Origin of the sequence: Glutamicibacter sp. Je.9.36 (assembly GCF_051129975.1) — a bacterium.
GTDB lineage: Bacteria > Actinomycetota > Actinomycetes > Actinomycetales > Micrococcaceae > Glutamicibacter.
On record NZ_JBCPSN010000004.1, the window covers coordinates 231732 to 254159 of the forward strand.

Annotated in this window: 22 protein-coding genes; 15 read left to right on the plus strand and 7 right to left on the minus strand. The window is 65.0% G+C overall.

Going from position 1 to position 22428, the window contains the following annotated elements:
* Positions 1 to 95 precede the first annotated feature (95 nt).
* Entirely contained in the window at positions 96 to 1088 is a 993-nt protein-coding gene (locus tag AAZQ98_RS12010; RefSeq protein WP_388024565.1) for an ankyrin repeat domain-containing protein, read from the plus strand.
* A gap of 3 nt (positions 1089 to 1091) precedes the next feature.
* Here the strand turns inward: AAZQ98_RS12010 and AAZQ98_RS12015 are convergent, their stop codons facing one another.
* Positions 1092 to 1421, minus strand: coding sequence for a YchJ family protein (locus tag AAZQ98_RS12015; protein ID WP_434692557.1), 330 nt, complete (start codon positions 1419 to 1421; stop codon positions 1092 to 1094).
* A gap of 301 nt (positions 1422 to 1722) precedes the next feature.
* Here AAZQ98_RS12015 and purS point away from each other — a divergent pair, with 301 nt between their 5' ends.
* From purS to AAZQ98_RS12060, 9 genes are all read left to right on the plus strand, one after another.
* Positions 1723 to 1974, plus strand: a complete 252-nt coding sequence (gene purS, locus AAZQ98_RS12020; RefSeq protein ID WP_102598679.1) for a phosphoribosylformylglycinamidine synthase subunit PurS — start codon at positions 1723 to 1725, stop codon at positions 1972 to 1974.
* Positions 1974 to 2726: a phosphoribosylformylglycinamidine synthase subunit PurQ gene (gene purQ, locus AAZQ98_RS12025; protein WP_102598680.1), complete on the plus strand. Its 753-nt coding sequence runs from the start codon at positions 1974 to 1976 to the stop codon at positions 2724 to 2726. The genes purS and purQ overlap by 1 nt, the downstream gene beginning before the upstream one ends.
* Complete coding sequence (gene purL, locus AAZQ98_RS12030) at positions 2723 to 5038, plus strand: phosphoribosylformylglycinamidine synthase subunit PurL (protein ID WP_434692561.1); 2316 nt, start codon at positions 2723 to 2725, stop codon at positions 5036 to 5038. Before purQ ends, purL begins: the two co-directional genes overlap by 4 nt.
* 151 nt (positions 5039 to 5189) lie before the next feature.
* Positions 5190 to 6569 carry a helix-turn-helix domain-containing protein gene (locus AAZQ98_RS12035; RefSeq protein ID WP_434692564.1) on the plus strand — a complete coding sequence of 460 codons (1380 nt, stop codon included), beginning with the start codon at positions 5190 to 5192 and terminating at the stop codon, positions 6567 to 6569.
* Between the two features lie 197 nt (positions 6570 to 6766).
* The gene (fepB, locus tag AAZQ98_RS12040) at positions 6767 to 7789 is read left to right on the plus strand and encodes a Fe2+-enterobactin ABC transporter substrate-binding protein (protein ID WP_402473697.1); all 1023 of its coding nucleotides are present in this window, start codon (positions 6767 to 6769) and stop codon (positions 7787 to 7789) included.
* A 10-nt stretch (positions 7790 to 7799) separates the two neighbouring features.
* Positions 7800 to 8819, plus strand: coding sequence for a FecCD family ABC transporter permease (locus AAZQ98_RS12045; RefSeq protein WP_400291153.1), 1020 nt, complete (start codon positions 7800 to 7802; stop codon positions 8817 to 8819).
* Positions 8816 to 9835, plus strand: coding sequence for a FecCD family ABC transporter permease (locus AAZQ98_RS12050; protein ID WP_434692568.1), 1020 nt, complete (start codon positions 8816 to 8818; stop codon positions 9833 to 9835). The genes AAZQ98_RS12045 and AAZQ98_RS12050 overlap by 4 nt, the downstream gene beginning before the upstream one ends.
* 14 nt (positions 9836 to 9849) lie before the next feature.
* Complete coding sequence (locus tag AAZQ98_RS12055) at positions 9850 to 10698, plus strand: siderophore-interacting protein (protein ID WP_434692571.1); 849 nt, start codon at positions 9850 to 9852, stop codon at positions 10696 to 10698.
* The gene (locus tag AAZQ98_RS12060) at positions 10688 to 12034 is read left to right on the plus strand and encodes an enterochelin esterase domain-containing protein (RefSeq protein WP_434692574.1); all 1347 of its coding nucleotides are present in this window, start codon (positions 10688 to 10690) and stop codon (positions 12032 to 12034) included. The genes AAZQ98_RS12055 and AAZQ98_RS12060 overlap by 11 nt, the downstream gene beginning before the upstream one ends.
* 149 nt (positions 12035 to 12183) lie before the next feature.
* On the opposite strand, the gene AAZQ98_RS12065 is transcribed toward AAZQ98_RS12060, so the two are convergent.
* Positions 12184 to 12465, minus strand: coding sequence for a hypothetical protein (locus AAZQ98_RS12065; protein WP_400291146.1), 282 nt, complete (start codon positions 12463 to 12465; stop codon positions 12184 to 12186).
* A 459-nt stretch (positions 12466 to 12924) separates the two neighbouring features.
* Between AAZQ98_RS12065 and AAZQ98_RS12070 the strand changes: the two genes are divergently transcribed.
* Both AAZQ98_RS12070 and AAZQ98_RS12075 read left to right on the plus strand, forming a co-directional pair.
* Positions 12925 to 13968: an LLM class flavin-dependent oxidoreductase gene (locus AAZQ98_RS12070; protein WP_434692577.1), complete on the plus strand. Its 1044-nt coding sequence runs from the start codon at positions 12925 to 12927 to the stop codon at positions 13966 to 13968.
* Positions 13969 to 13984: 16 nt separating this feature from the next.
* Positions 13985 to 14665 carry an NADPH-dependent F420 reductase gene (locus tag AAZQ98_RS12075; RefSeq protein ID WP_434692580.1) on the plus strand — a complete coding sequence of 227 codons (681 nt, stop codon included), beginning with the start codon at positions 13985 to 13987 and terminating at the stop codon, positions 14663 to 14665.
* Here the strand turns inward: AAZQ98_RS12075 and AAZQ98_RS12080 are convergent.
* The 4 genes from AAZQ98_RS12080 to AAZQ98_RS12095 form a co-directional block, all read right to left on the minus strand.
* A complete protein-coding gene (locus AAZQ98_RS12080; protein ID WP_434692583.1) occupies positions 14648 to 15055 on the minus strand; it encodes a hypothetical protein in 408 nt (135 codons plus the stop codon). The genes AAZQ98_RS12075 and AAZQ98_RS12080 overlap by 18 nt on opposite strands.
* Positions 15056 to 15088: 33 nt before the next feature.
* The gene (locus AAZQ98_RS12085) at positions 15089 to 16030 is read right to left on the minus strand and encodes an FAD-dependent oxidoreductase (RefSeq protein ID WP_434692586.1); all 942 of its coding nucleotides are present in this window, start codon (positions 16028 to 16030) and stop codon (positions 15089 to 15091) included.
* A gap of 153 nt (positions 16031 to 16183) precedes the next feature.
* Positions 16184 to 16813, minus strand: a complete 630-nt coding sequence (locus AAZQ98_RS12090) for an isochorismatase family protein (protein WP_434692589.1) — start codon at positions 16811 to 16813, stop codon at positions 16184 to 16186.
* Positions 16814 to 16873: 60 nt separating this feature from the next.
* The gene (locus AAZQ98_RS12095) at positions 16874 to 17944 is read right to left on the minus strand and encodes an LLM class flavin-dependent oxidoreductase (protein WP_434692592.1); all 1071 of its coding nucleotides are present in this window, start codon (positions 17942 to 17944) and stop codon (positions 16874 to 16876) included.
* An 88-nt stretch (positions 17945 to 18032) separates the two neighbouring features.
* Between AAZQ98_RS12095 and AAZQ98_RS12100 the strand changes: the two genes are divergently transcribed.
* Positions 18033 to 18629 (plus strand): CGNR zinc finger domain-containing protein, encoded by a 597-nt coding sequence (locus AAZQ98_RS12100; protein ID WP_434692594.1) that lies wholly within the window; start codon positions 18033 to 18035, stop codon positions 18627 to 18629.
* Between the two features lie 135 nt (positions 18630 to 18764).
* Here the strand turns inward: AAZQ98_RS12100 and AAZQ98_RS12105 are convergent, their stop codons facing one another.
* Entirely contained in the window at positions 18765 to 19112 is a 348-nt protein-coding gene (locus AAZQ98_RS12105; RefSeq protein ID WP_434692596.1) for a zinc ribbon domain-containing protein YjdM, read from the minus strand.
* A 207-nt stretch (positions 19113 to 19319) separates the two neighbouring features.
* Here AAZQ98_RS12105 and AAZQ98_RS12110 point away from each other — a divergent pair, with 207 nt between their 5' ends.
* A complete protein-coding gene (locus tag AAZQ98_RS12110; RefSeq protein ID WP_434692599.1) occupies positions 19320 to 20513 on the plus strand; it encodes a siderophore-interacting protein in 1194 nt (397 codons plus the stop codon).
* Positions 20514 to 20624: 111 nt separating this feature from the next.
* Positions 20625 to 22391, plus strand: a complete 1767-nt coding sequence (locus AAZQ98_RS12115) for a lipase family protein (protein ID WP_434692601.1) — start codon at positions 20625 to 20627, stop codon at positions 22389 to 22391.
* Positions 22392 to 22428 lie beyond the last annotated feature (37 nt).

Genomic DNA, 22428 nt, shown 5'->3' on the forward strand with positions numbered 1-22428 from the left:
CCGCTAAGCTCGCAATTGATCAAAAGTTACTGAGCAGAATCCCTGCATGATGCGAAAGCCATACGGGGAAGGGTTGTTTAACCGCGAAAGGACAGATGGCACTTCATACCGGGCTATCCACGCATCGCCGTGGCATTGCATTGCTTGCACTCCCCCTTGCTGCCGTGATCGGCGCCTGCACGAGTTGCGCCGCTTCTTCACCCCAGGCTCATGAAGTTTCTTCCACCCCGGTTCCCGCCCCGTCTTCCAGCAGTGCCACCGAAAAATCCCTGCCCGCTCCGAGCAAGGCCGCAGCAAGCTCCAGCGTCCCGCTTCCGGCTCCAACCGGGAACAATGCCACTGCTCCCACCACGACTCCGAGCAATTCAGCCAAGCAGCCCGCCGGCACTCCGGCCAAGCCCGAAAGCTCCAAGACATCGCTGTCGCCCCTGGCCTCGGGTGCCAACACTGGTGCCTCCATCAAGGCGCTTCCCAGTTCAGCGGCCGAAATGTCCAAGGCCACCACGCAGCTGTTCGCTGCAGTGAATCGAGGCAAGCTGAAGGACGTCAAGGCGGCGCTCAAGGATGGAGCTGACCTCGACGCGCAGGACGAGGCCGGTCGCACCGCGCTGATGCGTGCAGTCATCAACAAGAACCCTGCCATCGCCAAGACCCTCTTCGAAGCAGGCTCGGATCCCGACAAGAAGGACGACTTCTACGAGTCGCCGTTCCTGCGCGCGAGCGCCAATGGCCAGGTTGAAACGCTGAAGCTTCTCATTGACGGCGGGGCCGACCTCACGGCGGTGAATCGCATGGGCGGGACCGCTTTGACCGTCGCCAGCGAGAATGGCCGGGTTCAGGCCGTGCGCCAGTTGCTCCGCACCGATATCCCGGTAGACCAGGTTAATGACCTGGGCTGGACGGCCCTGCACGAAACCATTGTCCTGGGCCAGGGCACCGCCAATGCCATCACCATCGCGCGTTTGCTGATTATCAACGGGGCGGACCCGCATTTGGAGGACCACTCCGGTTCTGATGCATTCAAGCTAGCGCGTGAACGCCAGCAGAGCCAGATGCTGACCATGCTGCAGGCTGCAGCCAAGCGCTGAATCCTAGAGGGCGTCGAGGTAGAACCAGGCGCCGTCCTGCTTCACGAAGGTGCTGACCTCATGCTGCTGCGCTTCATGCCGGCCGTCGCGATAGTACGCAGCGAATTCAACCACCCCGCGGGAGGCCGCCGCGCCGCCAGCACGGGTTGAAATGATCTCCAAGCCGGTCCAGCGCATCCGCGAATCCACGTCCAGTTCCTTGGGCCTCGTGCTCTCATGCCAGGTCGCCAGCAAATACTGCGACAGCCCCAGCACGAAGGCGCTGTAGCGTGAGCGCATCAGCTGCTCCGCGGTCTGCGGCAGCAAGGAGCCATCTTCCCTTCCGTCATGCAAGGGCTTGCAGCAGTTTTCGTAGGACGGCTTCGCAGTGTCCAGAACTCGGCAGGTGCAGACGGTTTGACTAGCATTTTTCACAGTTTCAGCATACGCGTCGAGCGCGCTTCGACAACCCGTGAGCCTAAGATCACATGACTTAAACCGCAGGATATCGGTGCTATCGCGCACAGGGACGTTTTCCCCATCACATTCACGGGTAGACTATGAAGGCAAGCTCGCGGAGCGCCAAATCCCCCTGGTGTGAGACGGCATCTCCGTGTGGCATTTAACTTAACCTCGCCAACAGGAGATATGCCGGATGCCCCGCATCGTTGTAGATGTCATGCTCAAGCCAGAAATCCTTGACCCTCAGGGCAAGGCCATCGCGGGAGCTCTTCCCCGCCTAGGCTTCACCTCCTTCGAAGCTGTCCGCCAGGGCAAGCGCTTTGAACTGTCCGTGGACGGCGAGGTGACCGAAGAAATCCTCGCCCAGGCTCGCGAGGCTGCAGAAACCCTGCTTTCCAACCCGGTGATCGAAGATGTCGTCAACGTCGAGGTATTCGAAGACTAATGAGCGCCGAACTTCCCCTGATTGGCGACTATTCAACGCCAAGCACTGAACTTTCCGGAGCGCGCATCGGCGTGGTGACCTTCCCGGGCACCCTCGATGACCGCGACGCCGCTCGCGCCGTGCGCGCAGCCGGTGCCGAAGCGGTGTCCCTGTGGCACGCCGACACCGACCTGCAGGATGTCGACGCCGTGGTGATCCCCGGCGGCTTCTCCTACGGCGACTACCTGCGCGCCGGCGCGATCTCCCGCTTCGCACCGATGATGGCGAAGATCGCAGATGCCGCGAACTCCGATGCCAAGCTGCCCGTGCTGGGCATCTGCAACGGTTTCCAGATCCTCACCGAGTCGCACCTGCTGCCCGGATCGATGATCAAGAACGACCACCTGAAGTTCATCTGCCGCGATCAGCTGCTGCGCGTGGAGAACAACCAGACCGCGTGGACCAACGGCTTCGAAGCAGGCCAGGAAATCACCATCGTGCTGAAGAACCAGGATGGCCAGTACGTGGCCGACGAGAAGGTCCTGGACGAGCTCGAAGCGGAAAACCGCATCGCCTTCTCCTACGTGGGCTGGAACCCGAACGGCTCGCGCCGCTCGATCGCCGGCGTGAGCAACAAGGCCGGCAACGTTGTCGGCCTGATGCCGCACCCGGAGCACGCCATTGAGGCCGGCTTCGGCCCGGACCACCGCGGCACCGACGGGCTGGCATTCTTCACCAGCGTTCTGACCCACCTTGTTGGAGGCAAAAAGTGAGCCAGGAAGCCACTAAGGAATTCAATATCGACACCGTCGATAACGCAGCGGGCACCCCGGATGTAGAACTGCCATGGGCAGAGCTGGGCCTGAAGGACAACGAGTTCGCCGAGATCGTGAAGATCCTGGGCCGTCGTCCGACCGCCGCTGAATTGGCCATGTACTCGGTCATGTGGTCCGAGCACTGCTCGTACAAGTCCACCAAGAACCACCTGCGCCAGTTCGGCCAGAAGGTCACCCCGGAAATGAAGAAGGACCTGATGGTCGGCATGGGCGAAAACGCCGGTGTCACCGACCTGGGCGACGGCTGGGCCGTGACCTTCAAGATCGAGTCCCACAACTCGCCTTCCTACGTCGAGCCGTACCAGGGTGCCGCTACCGGCATCGGCGGCATCGTGCGCGACATCATCTCCATGGGCGCCCGCCCGATCGCCGTGATGGATCCGCTGCGTTTCGGCGCGATCGACCACGAGGACTCGCAGCGCGTCGTGCACGGCGTGGTCTCGGGCATCGGCGGCTACGGCAACTCGCTGGGCCTGCCGAACATCGGCGGCGAAACCGTCTTCGACCCGATCTACCAGGGCAACCCGCTGGTCAACGCACTGGCCGTGGGCGCACTGCGCCACGAGGATCTGCGCCTGGCCAACGCCTCGGGCGTGGGCAACAAGGTCGTGCTCTTCGGTGCGCGCACCGGTGGCGACGGCATTGGCGGCGCGTCGGTGCTGGCCTCGGAGTCCTTCGACGACACCAAGCCCTCCAAGCGCCCTGCGGTGCAGGTGGGCGACCCGTTCGCCGAGAAGGTGCTCATCGAGTGCTGCCTGGAACTGTTCAAGGCCTCGCTGGTCGAGGGCATCCAGGACCTGGGCGCCGCAGGCATCTCCTGCGCCACCAGCGAACTGGCTTCCAACGGCGAAGGCGGCATGCAGGTCGAGCTGACCAACGTGCTGCTGCGCGATTCCACCCTGACCCCGGGCGAAATCCTGATGTCGGAGTCCCAGGAACGCATGATGGCCGTAGTCACCCCGCAGAACATCGAAGCGTTCGAGGCCGTCATGGCCAAGTGGAACGTGGAGTACTCCTGGCTGGGCGAGGTCACCGACACCGATCGGCTGATCATCACCTGGAATGGCGAAGTCATCGTGGATGTGGACCCGAAGACCGTCGCCCACGACGGCCCGGTCTACGACCGCCCGTATGCCCGCCCGCAGTGGCAGGATGCGCTGCAGGCTGACACCTTCAAGTCCTCGGAAGCCGGCGCCAACCTGCCAGCTACCGGCGAAGAGCTGAAGGCCGCCGCCCTGGAGCTGATCGCCAGCCCGAACATGTGCGACAAGTCCTGGATCACCAACCAGTACGACCGCTACGTCGGCGGCAACACCGCGCTGGCCGCCCCGGATGATGCCGGCGTGATCCGCATCGACGAGTCCACCGGACTCGGCGTGGCCATCGCCACCGATGCCAACGGCCGCTACACCTACCTGGACCCGTATGCCGGCGCCCAGCTGGCGCTGGCCGAGTCCTACCGCAACGTCGCCACCTCCGGTGCGATCCCTGCGGCGGTTTCGGACTGCCTGAACTACGGTTCCCCGGAGGACCCCGACGTCATGTGGCAGCTGGCCGAGGGCATCCGCGGCCTGTCCGATGCGTGCATGGAGCTCGGCGTACCGGTCACCGGCGGCAATGTCTCGCTGTACAACCAGACCGGCGACAAGGCCATCCACCCGACGCCTGTGGTGGCGACCCTGGGCAAGTTCGACGACGTCGCCCGCCGCACCCCTTCGGGCTGGCGCGAAGAGGCCGACGGCCAGGCCATCTACCTGATCGGCACCACCGCCGATGAGCTGGACGGCTCGGAGTTCGCCAACCTGCGCGGCCACCTCGGCGGCCTGCCGCCAAAGGTCGACCTGGCAGCCGAGAAGGCACTGGGCGCAATCCTGATCAATGCCAGCCGCGATGGCATGATCGACGCCGCGCACGACCTGTCCGAGGGCGGCCTGCTTGCAGCGCTGTCCGAGATGGTCCTGCGCTACGGCGTCGGTGCCCGCGTGGCCCTGGACGAGATCAAGCAGCGTGACGGCATCGATTCCTTCACCGCGCTGTTCTCGGAGACCCAGGCCCGCGCCTTGGTTGCCGTTCCACGCAGCGAAGAGGTCCGCTTCAACGACATGACCAGCGCCCGCGGTGTCACCGTGGCCCGCATGGGCATTGTCGATGCGCAGTCCGGCGCCCTGGAAGTCCAGGGCGAGTTCACCGTATCGGTGGACGAGCTGCGCGAGGCTTCCGAGGGCACCATGAAGAAGTACTTCGGCTAGTTTCTGGCCCACCCCTGGACGGCGGTTCTCCTCATCGAGGAGGGCCGCCGTTGTCCATCTGCACCCAGGCTGTCCCCGCGCGCGCCGCACCTCGGAAACGATAATCTGGGAACACCACAGTTCCCGTTCCCGGCTTCCAAAGGATCTGACCATGGCTGAACCCGACGGGCTGCCCGCCGCGGCCCTGCAGCCAGTGGTGGTGAACTGGAAATGCAATCTGACCTACAGCATCGTGGTCTGGGTCAGCAACGGGACGGCGCGCGTGCATTTCGAGGAAACGGTGCAGCTGCTGCAGGCCGGCCAAGCGCTGTGGATCCCGCGGTTCATTGCGCACAAGGTGGAGCATGATGCCCACTCCCTGGCCTTGTCGATCATGGTCAGGACAACGTCCAACCACAGGCTGGGCGACGGGTGGCGGCTGATCAACGTGCCGCCGGCCCAATCGCAGTGGATGTTCCACCTGATGCTACTGACCCTCTCGCCCGTGCACCAGGGCCAGGCCAGTGCGCAGCGGGTGCTCGATACGCTGGCGCATTTCGCCGTCGCCTCCCCCTCCTCCACCCGGCCCGTTCCGCTGGCCATGCCACGGCACAGCGCAGCCCGGAAGGTAGTCGCCCACCTGCTGGCCCATCCGCACGGCACGCTGCACTTGGCCGATTATGCGCGGAAGTTCGCGGTGTCCGAACGGACCTTGCGCCGCGCATTCCTCGCCGAAACCGGACTGAATTTCCGGCAATGGCGCCAGCAGGCACGGCTCGGCGCGTTGGACCGCGTGCTTCCGCACAGCGCCAGCCAGCCTCCGGCCTTGACCACCCGCTGGATGAACCTTGCCAACCAGGATCTGGTGCTCTGGGCGGTGCGCGGACGAGCCAGCATTTGCCAGCTGGCCCATGGGGAAGGCACCGGACGCGAACGCACCCAGCAGCTGCAGGGCGGGCAATTCATGCTGGTCCCTGCCGGGCAGTCCCTGCGCCTGCAGATCGAGCAGGGCTCGCTGCTGATCCCGCTGTCCCTGCCAGCCGGTTCTCTGCCGTCCGGGCAGCAGCACCGGATGCCCTGCCAGCTGCCGGTCGAGTTCTTCCAGGCCATGCTGCACCGCGCGGTTTCGCACATCACGCTGCTGCGTCCGGTCCACTTCGACCCGCTCGACACCGTGAAGCTGCTGCAGCTGGTGCCGAATTATCCGGGATTGCCCTGGCCGCGCTCTGCCGAAATGCGTTCGCTGGCCGGCACCCTGGCCGCCGATACCCGGGGCAAGCTGCCGGCGTCCGCTGCCGCCGCGCAGCATGGCCTGAGCCTGCGCCAGCTGCAGCGGCGCTGGAGCGCCGAGACCGGCATGAGCCTGCGCGCCTGGCGCCAGGCCTCCCGCTTCCAGCATGCCGAAGCCTTGCTGAATGCAGGATTCCCGGTGCCGATGGTCGCCCTCCAGCTCGGATTCAGCGACGCCGGGAACTTCTCCCGCGCCTATGCGAAGACGCGCGGACGCCGTCCCAAGCCGGCAGACTACACCCTCCCAACGGACATTTTTTGATCACTTAACGACATCTTAGCCTTCTCGATCCATCACCGGAAACCGCTGGTAATCCCGGAATTGCCGGTGGAAAACGCTCCGTCGGCTCCATCGGGGCAAGGTGAGCCTAAATTAACTCCGGCTAAGGTGGGAGACCGTCACCCTTGAACTCCACCGCGCCGTGTTTCGGCGCGGATACCCACCGAGGAGCAACCCCCGTGCGTTCATCCGCTCGCAAATTCGCATCCCTGGCCGCCGCGGCGGCCCTCACCCTTTCGCTTGGCGCCTGCGCCGCGGACGGAACGGCCGCAGCAGACGGGTCCCCGGCCGCCGATTCCGCGGACACCGGCAGCTGGCCGCGCACGCTAACGGATGACGCCGGAAACGAGGTGCAGATCCCGGCCAAGCCGGAGCGCATCATCTCCACCACGGTGTCCACCACCGGCACCCTGCTGGCCCTGGATGCCCCGGTCGTCGGCTCCTCCACCGCCGCCATCAGCCCGCAGAGCGACGAGAACGGATGGTTCACCCAGTGGGCCGACGTGGCAGTCGAGCGCGAGGTGGCACCGGTCTACCAGCTGGGCAACTTCAATCTGGAGGCCGTCGTGGCCCAGGATCCGGATCTGATCGTGGTCTCCACCTCCGGCGCCGACTCCGAAATGGACAACCTCGAGCAGCTGCAGTCGCTGGCCCCGACCTACGTGGTCAACTACGGCGACAAGGACTGGAAGTCGCTGGCCGAGGAGCTGGCCGAAGCCACCGGCACCGAAGCCAACGCCGAAGCGATCATCAGCGAATTCGACCAGCGCGCCGCCGCGATCAAGGACAAGCTGGCCATCCCGGCCGGCAGCACCGCGTCGATCGTCTCCTACAACAAGGGCACCGATTCCCCCGTGGGCAAGCAGAGCGGACCGCACTCGGCCCTGATCAGCGCGATGGGCTTCGAGATCATCGAGCCTCCGGCGCAGTTCGACACCTCCGCCCAGAAGCGCGAGGACTTCGCCTTCACCAGCTACGAAGGCCTGTCCGAATCCGCCACCGGCGATTCTGTCTTCCTGATCTCCGCCAACGACAAGACCGCGAAGTCCTTCGCCGCGGATCCGACGCTGTCCAACCTGCCCTCGGTGACCAGCGGCAACATCTTCCCGCTGGCCAACTCCTTCCGCCTGGACTACTACTCCTCCAACGACATCCTGGACTACTTCGAGAACGAGTTCCCGGGATTGAACGCAGGCAAGTAGGCCACCGGCAGTGCTTCAAGAACGCAGTGCCCGCCGCCGGCCCAGGGTTTCGCCCTGGCTGGCGGCTTCGGCCGTCCTGATGCTGCTGGGGCTGCTCTCCTGCGCACTGGGCACCAAGAACATCTCGCTGGCCGAGTCCTGGGCCGCCCTGGCCAGCTTCGATCCGGGGAACAACGACCACCTGCTGGTGCGCGAGCTGCGCGTGCCGCGCACGCTGCTGGCCGTGGTGGTCGGCGCCGGGCTGGGGTTGGCCGGCGCGCTGATGCAGTCCATGACCCGCAACCCGCTGGCCGAGCCCGGGCTGCTGGGCGTGAACGCCGGCGCCGCCTTCGCGGTGGCCATCGCGATCACCGTCGGGGTCGTGCAGCCGGCCGGCTACATGTCCTTTGCCTTCGCCGGGGCGGCCGCGGCCAGCCTCATCGTCTACTTCATGGGCAGCCGCAGGCAGTCGGGCAATGACGTGGTGCGCCTGGTGCTCGCCGGCGCCGGGCTGTCGGTGATGCTGATGGCCGCCACGCAGATCCTGGTCATCGGCGGCGGCACCGAAACCCATGAGCGCTTCGCTTCCTGGACCACCGGCTCGCTGCAGGGCCGCGGCTACGACGTGCTGCCGATCGCCGCGCTGGTGGTGCTCGCCGGCGCGGTGATCGCACTGGGCCTGTCCCGTTCGCTGGACGCACTGGCCCTGGGCGAAGACAGCGCCCGCGCGCTGGGCGTGAATCCCACCCGGGCCTGGCTGCTGTCCTCGCTCGCGGTGATGCTGCTGGCCGGGGCCGCCACCGCGGCCGCCGGGCCGATCAGCTTTGTCGGCCTGGCCGCCCCGCATGCGGCGCGGATGCTCGTTGGCGCACAGCACCTGCGCAGCCTGCCGCTGTCCATGCTGCTGGGCGCCGGTGTGCTGCTCATCGCCGACATCGCCGGGCGCATGGTGGCCGCCCCGGCGGAAATCGGTGCCGGGGCGATGAGCGCCCTGATCGGCGCACCGGTGTTCATCTACCTGGCCCGTCGACGACTGAAGGCGGGCAAATGAGCACCCGAACCCCTGCAACACAGCGATTCACCCGCACCCGCACCCGACTGGTGCTCGGCATCCTGGCGCTGCTGCTGACGCTCGGCGCGCTGCTGGCGATGGGCACCGGAACCATCATGCTGGGCCCGGGCCAGGTGCTCGGCGCGCTGCTGGGTTCCGGCGAGCCGAAGGACGTGCTGGTGGTGCAGAAGATCCGCGCCCCGCGCGTGCTCACCGCCATTGGCGTGGGCGCGGCCCTGGGCGCGGCCGGCGCCTGCTTCCAGTCGATCTCCCGAAACCCTCTGGGCAGCCCCGACATCATCGGCTTCACCACGGGCGCCGCCACTGGCGCCGTGGCGCAGATCGTGCTGTTCAACGCCGGCGCCTGGGCCACCGGCCTGGCCGCCATGGCCTGCGGGCTGCTCACGGCCGCGGCGGTGTACGCGCTGTCCTTCTCCAAGCGCACCACCGGCGGGCAGCGCCTGGTGATCATCGGCATCGGCGTGGGCGCCATGCTCGGCGCGGTGAACACCATCCTGCTCTCCAAGGGGGACGCGGACCTGGCCGCCCAGGCGAACCTGTGGCTTTCGGGTTCGCTAGGCGGGCGCAGCTGGGCTGATGCGGCGCTGGTGGGCTTGTGCCTGCTGGTGCTGCTGCCGCTGCTGATGGCGCACGGCCGGTACCTGACCCTGCTGGAAATGGGCGATGACACCGCCCAGGCGCTGGGTGTCAGCGCCGAACTGGTCCGCCGGATCACGATTTTCGCCGCCGTCTGCCTGACCGCCGCGGCCACCGCCGCCGCCGGCCCGATCGCTTTCGTGGCTTTGGCCTCCGGGCAGATCATCCGCCACCTGATCGGCAACCGCACGGTGCCGATCTGGCAGGCAGCGCTCACCGGGGCGCTGCTGCTGCTCGCCTGCGACGTGGCCACCCAGCATCTGCCGCTGCGCGCGCAGGTGCCCATCGGGTTGGCCACCTCGCTGGCCGGCGGCCTCTACTTGCTCTACCTGCTCACCCGACCGAATACCCGAACCTGATTCGAGGAACAAATATGCCAGCCAATGAAATGATCGTCGAGGACATCATCGACTACACCCCGCGCATGCGCCGGGTGGTGTTCCGGGGAGCCGGGGTGGCCGACTACCTGGCCTCCCCGCCGTGCGTGCCGAACATCAAGATCTATTTCCCTGCCCCGGGCAAGGCGCTGGACCAGCCCGGCGAGGACGAGCGCGGACGCTGGGTCTTCACCGGCGACCAGCGCTCGCGGGTGCGCACCTACACGGTGCGCTTCATGGACCAGCAGGCCTCGCAGCTGGCCATCGACTTCGTCCGGCATGGCGACGAGGGGCTGGCCAGCGCCTGGGTGGAGCGCATCGCACCGGGCGATGTGCTCGGCGCCCTGGGCGGCGGCGGGCTGGTGCTCAGGCCCGGCGGCCATGCCCTGCTCTTCGGCGACGAGACCGCGCTGCCTGCCATCAGCGACACCCTGGAGCAGATGCCCGCCGACCAGCTTGGCCAGGTGTTCATCGAAGTGGCGGACGAGGACGAAATCCACCCACTGGCCAAGCCCGAGGGCGTGCAGGTGCACTGGCTGCCGCGCGGCGGGGCGCCGGCGGGAAGCGCCGGTCTGCTCATCGAGGCGATGGACCGGCTGCAGCCGCCGGCCGGGCACGCGGACTTCTCCGGGGTGCACCTGTGGGTCGGGGCTGAATCCCAGGTGGTGCGCTTCGCCCGCAAATGGGCGGCACCCGTCGGGATCGAGCGCGCCAACCGGCTGATCATCGGCTACTGGCACCAGTCGATGGACGAGGTGGCCTACGGCAAGGACTCGGACCATGACCGGGTCAAGGACGAGATGGACTACGAGCGCCCGGGACATGAGCATGCCCATGCACACTGAGCGCGCCCAGCACGCCATGGCAGCACCGCAGGCCGGGGCCCGCGGCAACGGGGCGGCAACTCCGCGGGTGCGCGGATTCCTCGCTTCCCGGGTCAGCCCCGAGGGCATTGCCGCGCTCCCGGCGGCCCTGGCCGCAGGCAGCCTGGACTACCCGCTGGTCGACCGCTGCGCGGCGACAGGCGTTGGCGGCCAGGAGATGGTGCATGCGACATTCCTGTTCATCGACGAGCAGCCAGCGGATCCCGCACAGGCGGTGATCCTCTCGGCCAATGCGCTGGTGGACCATGAGGATCTGGCGGCCAGCGAATTCGAGCAGGCCGGCGAGCGCCTGTGGAGCATTACCCTGCTGGTGCCTGCCGACTGGGTCGCCTCCTACCGGATCACCGTGCACCGCGGTGCCGGCCCGGCCCCCTGGCATCAGGCAGCGGACCGCCGCGCGATCCGGCTGGCGGCAGATGCCGGAGGCCCCGATCCGCTGAACCCGCGGGGTTCGGCAACCATGAACGGCGCCGCGGTGTCGGTGTTCCGTGGCCCCCAGGCCACGGCCAACCCGCATCTGGCCCCGGCGGTTCCCGCCGCGGGACACCGTGGCCCGTCACTGGGCGGCTGGGGTGCGTCCGAGGCCGGCACGCAGGGGTTGCCTCCGCGGGTGAGCCACCACCTCTTGCAGGACGAGAACTGCGGGCGCGAGCGCAGCGTGTGGATGTACCGGCCGCCGGGCAGCGAATCCGGCGTCCAGCAGGAACCGACCCCGCTGGTGGTCGTGCATGACGGGGCCACCTGGGTGAAGCACCTGTCCTTCGCCCAGAGCCTGGACAATGCCATCAACGCCAGGGCACTGGCGCCGGTGCACGTGATGTTCGTGGATTCCACCTCCATCCCCCTGCGCTCCGCCGAATTGCCGCACACCTCGGGCACCACCCGCTCGCTGGCGAGGCAGTTCCTGCCCTGGGCGCGCAGCGGCTTCAACGTGCGGGCCGATCCTGCCGGCACGCTGCTCACCGGCTCGTCCTTTGGCGGTCTTGCCGCCATGCTGGGGGTTCTGCATTACCCGGAGCTGTTCGGCAGGGCGGTGGCGCAGTCCCCCTCGCTGTGGCATACCGATATCTCCGCCCAGCTGCAATCACTGGCTCCGCACGTTGAGCTGGAAATCCAGGCGGGGTGCTATGAAACGAGCATTGCCGAATCCTGCGCACAGGCCCTCGGCGCTCTGCAAGGCGGCGACGTGGCACAGCGCATCCAGTACCAGATGATCTCCGGCGGCCACGACTGGGCCTGGTGGGCACCGGAACTGCTTTCTGCGCTGGTACGCGCCTATCCCGCAGCTGGTCACTGAGTGCAGCTGGCGGCGGTTCTGCTCATTGGGCAGGGCCGCCGTTTTGCTGGTTCCGGTTATTTGGCGCTGAGCACTTCTTCGAGCTCTGTTCCGTCGACAAGGATCCGGGACTCGCCGGTACCGGCCGCGGTCATCGCGGTGTATTGGAGCTATTCGACAATGCGCGGATCATCGCAGGCGCCGCCGGATTTCACGGTTCCGCTCAATTCGACGGTCACCGCATCGCCTTCCACCGCCGATGAAACGTAGTCGAGGTCGGAGCCGGCCAAGGCGTTGCGCAGCACTGATTCTCCGAGCATTTCCTCGTCATCAGCCAGGAGTGCGGTGATCGAGGCCTCGACTTGGTTGGTGAATTCCTCTGGTCCCGTTTCGGTCGCGACCAGCGAGTCGCCGCAGCCGATCTCCGACCCCGACTTCCCCTCATCGCCCACGGCAACATAGAACAGCGTCAGGGCGGCTGTGGTTGGCTCCGCGGAACTCGCCGCCGGATCCCCCCGCGCTCTGCGCCTCAGTAGAGGCGCCGGTGCTGGCTGGCGGCTCCGCGGTAGCAGTATCAGCGCTGGTTGGCTGCGGCGGGCTTTCGGGCGTTTCACTGCCGGGGCCTTGGCTGCAGCCGGCCGCAAGCATGAGCACCGCAACAGCGAGCGCCAATGGCACCGGGGAGGTTCGTTGAGTTCGCATGGTAATTCCTCCTCGCCAAACTCGAACGAATGGCGTTCCCACCGTAGCCGTGCGCGGCGAGTCCAATCCAGCACGAATCCGTTGCAGTTTGGCTCCTTTGCAGCTCTCAATAGATCAGCTGGAGAGGGCCAAACTAAAGTAGTTGACACGTCAATGAATTAAGGTGATAATTGATGCATCAACCAAGTATTTGAAACGGGGAACACGCAATGAACGCCTTCGAGAACATCGAATTCGGCCTCGACACCTTTGGCGACGTACCCAGCGACAAGTCAGGCAAGCTGGTAACCCATGCCCAGGGCATCCGCGCCACGGTCCAGGAAGCCATCGCGGCCGATCAGGCCGGCGTCGATGTGATCGCTGTCGGCGAACACCACCGCCCGGAATACGCCATCTCCAGCCCCGAGACCGTTCTGGCGGGCATTGCCACGGCGACCGAGCGGATCCGCCTCGGATCCGGCGTGACCGTGCTGTCCTCCGACGATCCGGTCCGCGCCTTCCAGCGCTTCGCCACTGTTGATGCCTTGTCCAACGGACGTGCCGAGGTCATGCTGGGCCGCGGCTCCTTTACCGAGTCCTTCCCGTTGTTCGGCCATGACATGGCTGACTACGAACTGCTTTTCGACGAGAAGATCGACCTGTTCCACAAGCTGCTCGACGAAAAGCCGGTGACCTGGCAGGGAACCAAGCGTGCACCGCTGGAGGATATGGAAGTATTCCCGAAGACCGAGTCCGGCCGCCTGAACACCTGGGTGGGCGTGGGCGGTTCCCCGCAGTCGGTCATCCGCACCGCGCACTACGGATTCCGCATGATGCTCGCTGTCATCGGCGGGTCCCCCGAGCGCTTCGCACCCTACATCGACCTGTACCGCCGGGCCAACGACCAGTTCGGCCACCCAACCCTGCCCGTGGGCCTGCACTCCCCCGGCTTCGTGGCAGAAACCGACGAGCTGGCCCGCGAGCACATGTTCGACGCCTACAAGGAACAGCGTGACCGCATCGGCGCGTCCCGTGGCTGGAGCCCAATGGGCCGCGGTGAATTCGAGCACGAGATCAGCGAAGGCTCGCTATACGTCGGCTCGCCGGAAACCGTGGCCCGCAAGATCGCCAAGACCCTCAAGACCTTGGATATCGGCCGTTTCGATTTGATCTACTCCGGCGGCGCGGTAGAAGTTGGCGCCCGCTTGCGTGCCGTGGAACTCTACGGCGAAAAGGTCATCCCGCTGGTACGCGAAATGCTTTCCGAGAGCTAGACCCGGATTCGAAGACATGCCTGAAGGAGAGAAAATGACACAGCAGACCATCGGCATCCTCGGCGCTGGAAAGATCGGCACGGTTCTTGCCCGCCGCGCCTTGCAGGCCGGCTACAAGGTGCTCATCGCCGGCTCCGGCGACCCCGGCGCCATTGCCCTGACCATCGAGATCCTGACTCCGGGCGCGCTGGCCGTGGATCCGGCAACCGCCGCGCGGGAAGCCGACATTGCCATACTGGCCCTGCCGCTGGGCAAGTACCGGAATATTCCGGTTGCCGAGCTCGAAGGCAAGCTGGTCATCGACGCCATGAACTACTGGTGGGAAACGGATGGCATCCGCGAGGACCTGAACGGCCCTCAGGTCTCCACCAGCAATTTGATCCAGGAGTTCCTGCCAGGTTCGCGGGTCGTCAAGGCCTTCAACCACATGGGCTACCACGACCTCGAGGACGAGTCCCGTCCGGCCGGCGCCGAGCACCGCAAGGCCATCGCGCTGGCCGGCGATCTGGACTCCGACGTTGACCAGGCAGCCCGGATCGTTGATGATTTCGGCTTTGACCCGCTGCCGATAGGCTCCCTGGCTGAAGGCTTGCGCCTGCAGCCTGGCCAGCCTGCCTTCGGCGCGAACAAGCCGCGGGCCGGGCTCGCAGCGCTCATCGACGCCGCCCAGATCCAGGCCTCAGCCGAGCTGCGCTAGCACCTCGTTCAGCGCTTCGGTGGACGAGGGATGGGTGAAGATCTGGTCGCGCAGTGCAGCGGCAGTCATTCGCTGCCGCATGGCCAGCGCCACCAGATTCACCACTTCCTGGGAGTCCACGTGCATCAGCGCCGCTCCGAGGATCTTCTCGCTGCGCGCATCGACAACGAACTTGATGATGCCCCGCGGGTCGCCCACGATCTTGGGGCGCGGCATGGCAGCGATCTCGGAAACTTTCTTCACCGCGATCCTGGCCTGCAGCCCCTGTTGTTCAGCCTGCTCCTCGCTCAAGCCGACGCGAGCCAGCGGCGGGGTGGTGAAGATGGTGTACGGAACAGCAACCCGGTCCTTGGTGCTGCGTGTTCCGTCTCCCAGCAGCCCGCTGGCCACGACCCGGTGATCATCGAGCGAGACATAGGTGAACTAGGGACCGCCGTTGGCGTCGCCCAGGGCATAGATGCCCTGGACATTGGTGGCCAGGAACTCGTCCACCACGACTTCCCCGCGGGTGCCCGTCCGGACCCCGGCGGCTTCCAGCCCCAGGCCGACAGTATTCGGCACCCGCCCCAGGGCAATCAGCACGGCATCCGCCTGCAGCTGGTGCATCCGGCCCTGGCGCTCGTAGCTGACGGTGGCGCCATGCTCGTCCTGGCTGATCGAACGCACCGAAGCAGAACTGGTGATCACGGCGCCGGCGTCTTCCAGGCAGGACTGGACTTCCCGGGCCACATCCGGGTCTTCCTTGGACAGTGCACGGCTTCCGCGATCCAGCACCGTGACTTTCGATCCGAACTGGGCAAACATGGAGGCGAACTCGATGCCGACATATCCCCCGCCCACCACAGCCAGGGTCTTGGGCAGCTGGGCATGCTGGATCGTTGTGGAATCATGCACCCGCCCGCCGATCTGCGCCCCTTGAATGTCCGGGACCGCGGGAAGCGCGCCGGTGTTGATGATGATCTTCGCCGCGCTCAGCTCCAGCTCATCGGAACCGGCAGTGACCCTGACGCTTCGAGGTCCGGTGAATGCGGCCTTGCCGTTGACCAGCAGCACCGACTCCAGGTCGTCGAGCATGGAGAAATTCTTGGCGCGCATCATCGCAGTGAGCTTGTCCCGGCGCTGGACGGCGGCTTGGAAGACCTGCTGGTCATATCCGGCGCCATCGCGGGATTCGGCATCGTGGATCAAGGCCTTGGTCGGCACGCAACCGATATTGATGCAGGTGCCGCCATGCATCTGGGTGGACTGCTCGATTAACGCCACCCGCTGCCCTGCCCGGGCCAGGGTGCCTGCCAGGGTCTTGCCGCCTTTGCCCCACCCGATGATGATTGCGTCGAGTTGTCCGTCCGCGCTTGCTGAACCCACGATGAACCCCTAGCTGTTGCCGCCTTGTCCTAGCACGAGTCTTGTTCGCGCAGGCCGCTTGCGTCACCCTTTGCCCGGACAGCCCGGAGATGAACAATGGCGGACCACACCCTTTGCAAGATGCGATCCGCCAGTTACAGGACGCTCACCTGGCTATTGGCCGGCACGGCCACGAGCAGCTGATTCGATGAGGTTATCGCCGGGCAGTGCAGCACCCGATGCCACTGCCTCGATCCAGGTAGCGGTCGGGGCCACCGCAGCCCAGCTGGAATTCAGCACGGCCATCAGGGTTTCATGCACCTGCCGGGCAGGGATGGAACCGGCAGCGTTGACGATGCCGATCGCGCCGGTAGCATCGGAGAGCACCTCCACCGAGAATCCCAGCGGTTCGGCGGCCGCGGCAGAACCGATCACGCAGTTATTGGTCATGTAGCCCACCAGCGTCAACGTGGTGATTTCACGCTCGCGAAGCCACTCTTCCAGGCCTGTACCCGCGAAGATGCTGGCATAGTTCTTGGAGAATTGGTGCTCTGCAGCTTCCATCCGATCCTGGATCTGCGGGTGCAGGGCATAGGTAGCGGATTCCGGGGCGAAGACGGGAAATCCCTCGGGCGCTTGGTGCTGCACGACAACCACCGGGATCCCGGCCTTTGCCGCTTCGTCCATGGCATTGGCGATGGTGGCTACCGACTGCTCGCGATCCGGGTACTGGATCTGCAGCAGGCCATCAAAGTATTCCTGCTGTGCGTCGATGACGATTAGTGCTCTGCGTGGTGCGGACATAGTGAGTTCCTCTTTCCGATGTGTTCAGATGGCGCCATACGGCACCGGGTGTTTCAGGTTTTATTCAGCCGGCCGGTAGTGCTGGGCCATGAGCTGCACGGTTTGCACCGCTGCGCCAGGGGTGTGGCTGCCAAGGACCATCATCAACTCGTCCGCTCCGGTCCGCTGCTGCAGCGCTTCCAGGCGCTGGGCCACTTCGGAAGGCGTGCCGGCCAGGGTGCGGTTGGTGTACATGTCAATGATCGCTCGCTCATTGAGCGTGGCTGGATATTCTGCGACCTCCTGGGCGGATAGCAGTGCAAAGGGTTCACGCTTGAACATCCGCAGCATGGCCATCGCCATGGTCGAGGCCTCGGCACGGGCGTATTCTGGATCCTCGGCCGCGATGACGCTTTGGCTGATGAGCACGTATGGACGGTCGAGCACTGCCGAGGGCACGAAGTTCTCGCGGTAGATGCGCAGCGCGGTGTCGATATCGGCATCGCCGAACTGCAAGGCGAAGGCGTAGGGCCGGCCCAGCCGCGCGGCCAGCTGCGCCGAATACGGCGAGGAGCCCAGGATCCACAACGGGGTCTGCGTTTCCGGTGCGGGCAGGCGGTTCTGCTCGTTCTGCCACGGGCCGGGCACTGCATGGACTTCGCTGTAGGGGTGCCCTGCGGGGAAATCATCATTCAGGAATCCCACGAGCTCGGCCAGTTGCTCGTCGAAGGTTTCGTTGGCTCCGGTTCCGCGGCGCAACGCGGCCGCGGTGGCCCCATCGGTACCTGGCGCGCGCCCGACTCCCAGGTCGATGCGCCCGGGAGCCAGCGCTTCGAGCATGCCAATCTGCTCCGCGACCACCAGCGGCGCATGGTTGGGCAGCATCACTCCGCCCGCGCCCAACCGGATCCGCTGGGTGTCGGCGGTGAGTCGGGCCATCATCAGCAGCGGCGATGCCACGGACAGCGCGGGCATGGCATGGTGCTCGGACATCCAGAAACGGTGATATCCGGATTGATCCGCAGCCTTGGCGCTATCAATGGTGTCCTGCAGGCCATCTTGGGCGGTTTGCCCTACACCGGGTCCGCCTCCGGTGTGAACCGACAGGGCGAAGGGAGCGGAGCCGAATCGTGGCACTGGCTGCAAGGTCAACCTCTTTTCTCATGTTATTTCTACTTTTTACCGTGATACACACACTAGCAGGTGATCACGGTAAAGCAATACTGATACCATGAGGAACATGTCCCAGATGCCCCTTCCCCCGAGCCCCGGAACCGCGCAGCACTGCAGCATCGATCTGGCCAACAGCGAAATCCAGCTGCCTGGCGGCAAGAGCTTCGACGCGCTGGCTAGCCCGGAGGACACCACGCAATGGCTCATCGTGCGGGGTCTCGTGCCCCAGGAAGCGGCGCTGCAAAGCTATTGCCAGAATCGGCTGGTCACCCTTCGCAGCCAGATCAGGAAAGCATTCCATGCCAGCGCCACGGGCACGCCCGTGGCCCGGGAAGTGCTGCAGGGCATCAACGCCGCACTGCTGGCAGCACCGAGCACCCCATTGCTTCACCATGAGCCGGGCAAAGGATTCTTCCGCGCATTGGAACACCCCGCCACGCAATTGACCGAGCACGCCATGTCGCGACTTGCCGAGGACGCCGCAGCACTGCTGAGCAGCGAAGAAGCGGGCCTGCTGGCCCAATGCGAGGCCGAGCCATGCACCCGCTACCTGCTCAAGACCCATGGCCGCCGGCATTGGTGCTCCACGCGTTGCGGTGATCGCGTGCGGGCGGCCCGTTCGTACGCCAAGAAGAAGAGCCGGCAGGATTCTTCTTCCGCCTAGCCCATGGCCTGAGGATTCCCGCCAGCGGCGCAGTAGAGGACCTTGCATGCCGTGGCACGTGCCAAGCAGCATGGAAAACTAAAGGCTCCCACCATCCGTAGATGCTGGGAGCCTGAGGAACTGCGGGCGGAACGCCTAGATCTTCTTGACGATGGAAGACTTCAGTTCCATCTGGCCGAAGCCGTCCACCTTGGCGGCGATATCATGGTCGCCAGAGCCTTGGACCAAGCGGATATTGCGCACCTTGGTTCCGGCCTTCAGCGCACTCTGCGCGCCCTTGACCTTCATGGTTTTGGTGATGCTGACGGTATCTCCGTCCTGCAGCGCATTGCCGACAGCATCCTTGATCACTGCTTCGACAGCTTCGGCTGCTTCGGCCTCAGCGTTCCATTCATGCGCGCACTCTGGGCAGACCAGCAGGGCATCCATTTCGTAGGTGTACTCGCTGGAGCATTCAGGGCACGGTGGCAAGGTATCAGACATGAAGCTGATTTTAGTGACCGGATATGCCCCATGTCGAATGAATCGGATATCGAATAATCCCCGGAATTCCGCGCTGGAAATGGCACGAACCCCAGGCCTTGAACACTTCCTGCCCTCCAGCTTGAAATTACTTGTTTTCCACGCCGGATATACCCCATACTCAGGCATACAGGCTGGTGCCCACACCGGCCGGGTTAGGGGCACACCATGTCTAAGCACCACAAGTACAAGAGCTACGGTCCGCAGTACACGGTGACGCCAAGGGAAGGGCTCATCCTGGAAATCCTCGCTCAGGCCGAAAAGGCCGGGGCAAAGGCAGGATACGCGGTGGCCAAAGAGCAGCTGTACCGGAACATCGGCAACAGCTCTGTGCTCAACGAGCAGGAAACCGACGAATTGCTGGCCGCTGCCGAACGTGCCGGCGCCGCGGCGGCACTCACCGCGGCACGCAAAGTCCTGGATAAGACACTGCGCACCTCGTTCAAGCACTACCACCACTCAACGGCGCAGGGGCCCGCGCAGCAGCTTGCCCCGCAGCCATTTGCTCCTGCGCAGACGCGCAGCTACTCGGAAACCTACGAGGAGCCCTTGGCCCAGCACACCCCCGCCTTGGGATATCTGGATCCGCCAAGGGAAAAGGTGGATCAGCACATTCTGACCATCACCCGGGTAGAACAGCTGAACGCCCAGATGGTGCGCATCATCGCCGGCGCCCCCGATCTGGATGGCTACCGTTCCAACGGGGCGATTGATGAATACGTGAAAGTCTTTGCCGCTGACCCCGCCCTCGGATTAGAGCCTCCCTATGATCTGCGCGCCTTGCGGCAGCGCCTGCCCCGCGACCAGGTTCCGCGTTCCAAGTCGTACACGATACGTTGGATCAACGCGGTTGTGCCGGAAATTGCGATCGACTTCGTAGTTCATGGGGAGCCAGGGACTGTTGGCCATTGGGCCGGGACAGCGCAGCCCGGGGACCCACTGGTCATTTCCCCCTCACGGAGCAAATCATCATTGTCGCTGAATGCCGACTACTACGTGCTGGCCGCGGATGAAGCAGGCATCCCGGCGATCTGCAAAGCCCTCGAAGCATTGCCCGCGGATGCGCGCGGTCTAGCGTTGCTCGAAGTTGCCGATCAGAACGCAATGTTTGACGTGAAACATCCTCCAGGCGTTGATTTACGCTGGCTGCCGCGTGACGGCGTTCCGGCGGGCCGCAGCTCATTGCTGGCCGATGAGCTCCGTTCCTTGCCGCTGCCCCATCTGCGGCTTGGGCTAATCGCTCATGCCGAGCGTTCCACGGTCAAAGAGATCAGCCAAGTTGCGCGGCACTGGCACCTCGACAAGCGCTCCTCCCACATTTCCTCTTACTGGACCCTGCGCGAAGGGAGATTACGCCGCTAGAAGCTGGATCAGAGTGATCCGCAGCATCACAACGGCACGCACAGGGACAAGCTCTTTAACTCCGATAACCTTGGAAGCATCGCATTCGCACTGGTTATCCGAGGAGTGTCCATGGCTCAGCCCGATAGCACCAGCAACTTCGCGCGCTTTCTCGGCGGTGTTTTGCTGATTGCCCTCGGACTCGTCCTGATGCTCAACTCGGCGAGCGCGGTCCGGCTGATCATTTGGCTGCTGGGCGCTGGCTTGTTGATTGCGGGCCTGGTGCGCCTTGCCGAGGCTCAACAGGACTCCGTTCGCCGCTGGCCAGTGATGCTTTCGGGCGGCCTGCTGGTGCTCAGCGGGGTCGCCCTCCCGCTCTGGCATCGCGCCAGCTTGCCGGTCCTGGCTTTGGCGACTTCACTGGTTCTTCTCCTGGGCGGAGTGCTCCGACTGGCATCGGTGCTCCGCGGGCAGCGGCAGCATTCCTTCCGCGGCGCTCTCACAGCACTTGCCGGTGTCTTTGGCGCGGCTCTGGTGGTGTTTTGGCCCAGGCTTTCCTTGTGGGTGCTCGGCGTCGCTTTCGGCGGCTGGTTATTCCTTTTGGGAGTCCACTGCTTGTGGTCTTTTCTCCGGCCTCGCCTTCCGGCAATTCCTGGCTGGCTCCGCACTGCGCGTAGCGCGAGCCTGACAGGATTGAGCGCCATTGGCCTCGTCGCCGTGCTCGGGCTCGGAACGCTCACCGCTTTTCTGCATAGCCAAAGCGATACGGCCGCCGCGGATGATTTCTACTTGCCGCCAGCTAGCGTTCCTGCTGCCCATGGCCAGTTGCTGCGCGCGGAACCGCTGGCCAAGAGCACTCCGCCGAACACTCTCGCCTGGCGAATTCTGTATACGACGCAAGGTCACGATGGCACTCCTGCAATAGCTTCAGGCGTGGTGACCGTGGCCGAGTCCGCCACGGGAACCCTACCTGTCATCTCATGGGCCAATGGGACCAAGGGCGTCATGTCCCAGTGCGCGCTGTCCATGGGACCGAATCCTTATGATGATGGTCCAGCTGCTGCCCGTGAAACCATGTTGGCTGACGGATGGGCAGTAGTCGCTACCGATTACGTCGGCTTGGGCACCGCCGGCCCTCATCCCTATTTGATTCCGGCCGCCGAGGCGTACGCGGTGCTTGACGCGACCCTTGCTGCAGGTCAGCTGCAAGACCTGCATTCACGAGGAGTCCGGCTAGGACAGTCCAGCGTAGTGTGGGGCCATTCCCAGGGCGGGCATGCGGCACTGGCTACGGCTGAAGCCGCCGGAGACTACGCTCCGAACCTGGAGATTCTCGGCATCGCCGCCATGGCCCCGGCAACCAACCTTCCGGAATTGGCCGAGTCGGTTGCTGATACCTCGGCGGGAAAAATCATTTCCAGCTACATTGCCGCCAGCTGGAACCAGCTGTATCCGGATCTGGGCCTCGACGAGCGGTTGACGACCCGTTCTCGCATGGCGGTAAACCAGCTATCCCAGAATTGCTTTTCCGGTACGGGCGCGCTGACCGGGTTGGCCAAGGCCAGTCAGCTCTTCGAACCGATTCTCAGTTCCGAGGCTCTCGACGGCCAGCTGCACTCGGTGCTGAAACGCAATTCGTCCATCGTTCCGGCGGGCTACCCGGCGTTCATTGCCCAGGGCGCTGCTGATTCATTGGTCTTGCCCTCGATGCAGCGCGAGTTCTTCAGAACTTCTTGTACCCCGGAGGCCCAGATCGGTTACCTCGAGTACTCCGGACTGGACCACATGCCGCTCGTCGGGGCAGACTCGGCACTCAATGAAGATCTTGTCGCCTTCACCCACTCGCTGCTTGAGGGGAAGCCAGCTTTCCCGCAAGGCTCCACCCTGTGCAGGAAATAACCGTTTGCGATGCCGCTCTGATTCCTTTTGTTCTTGC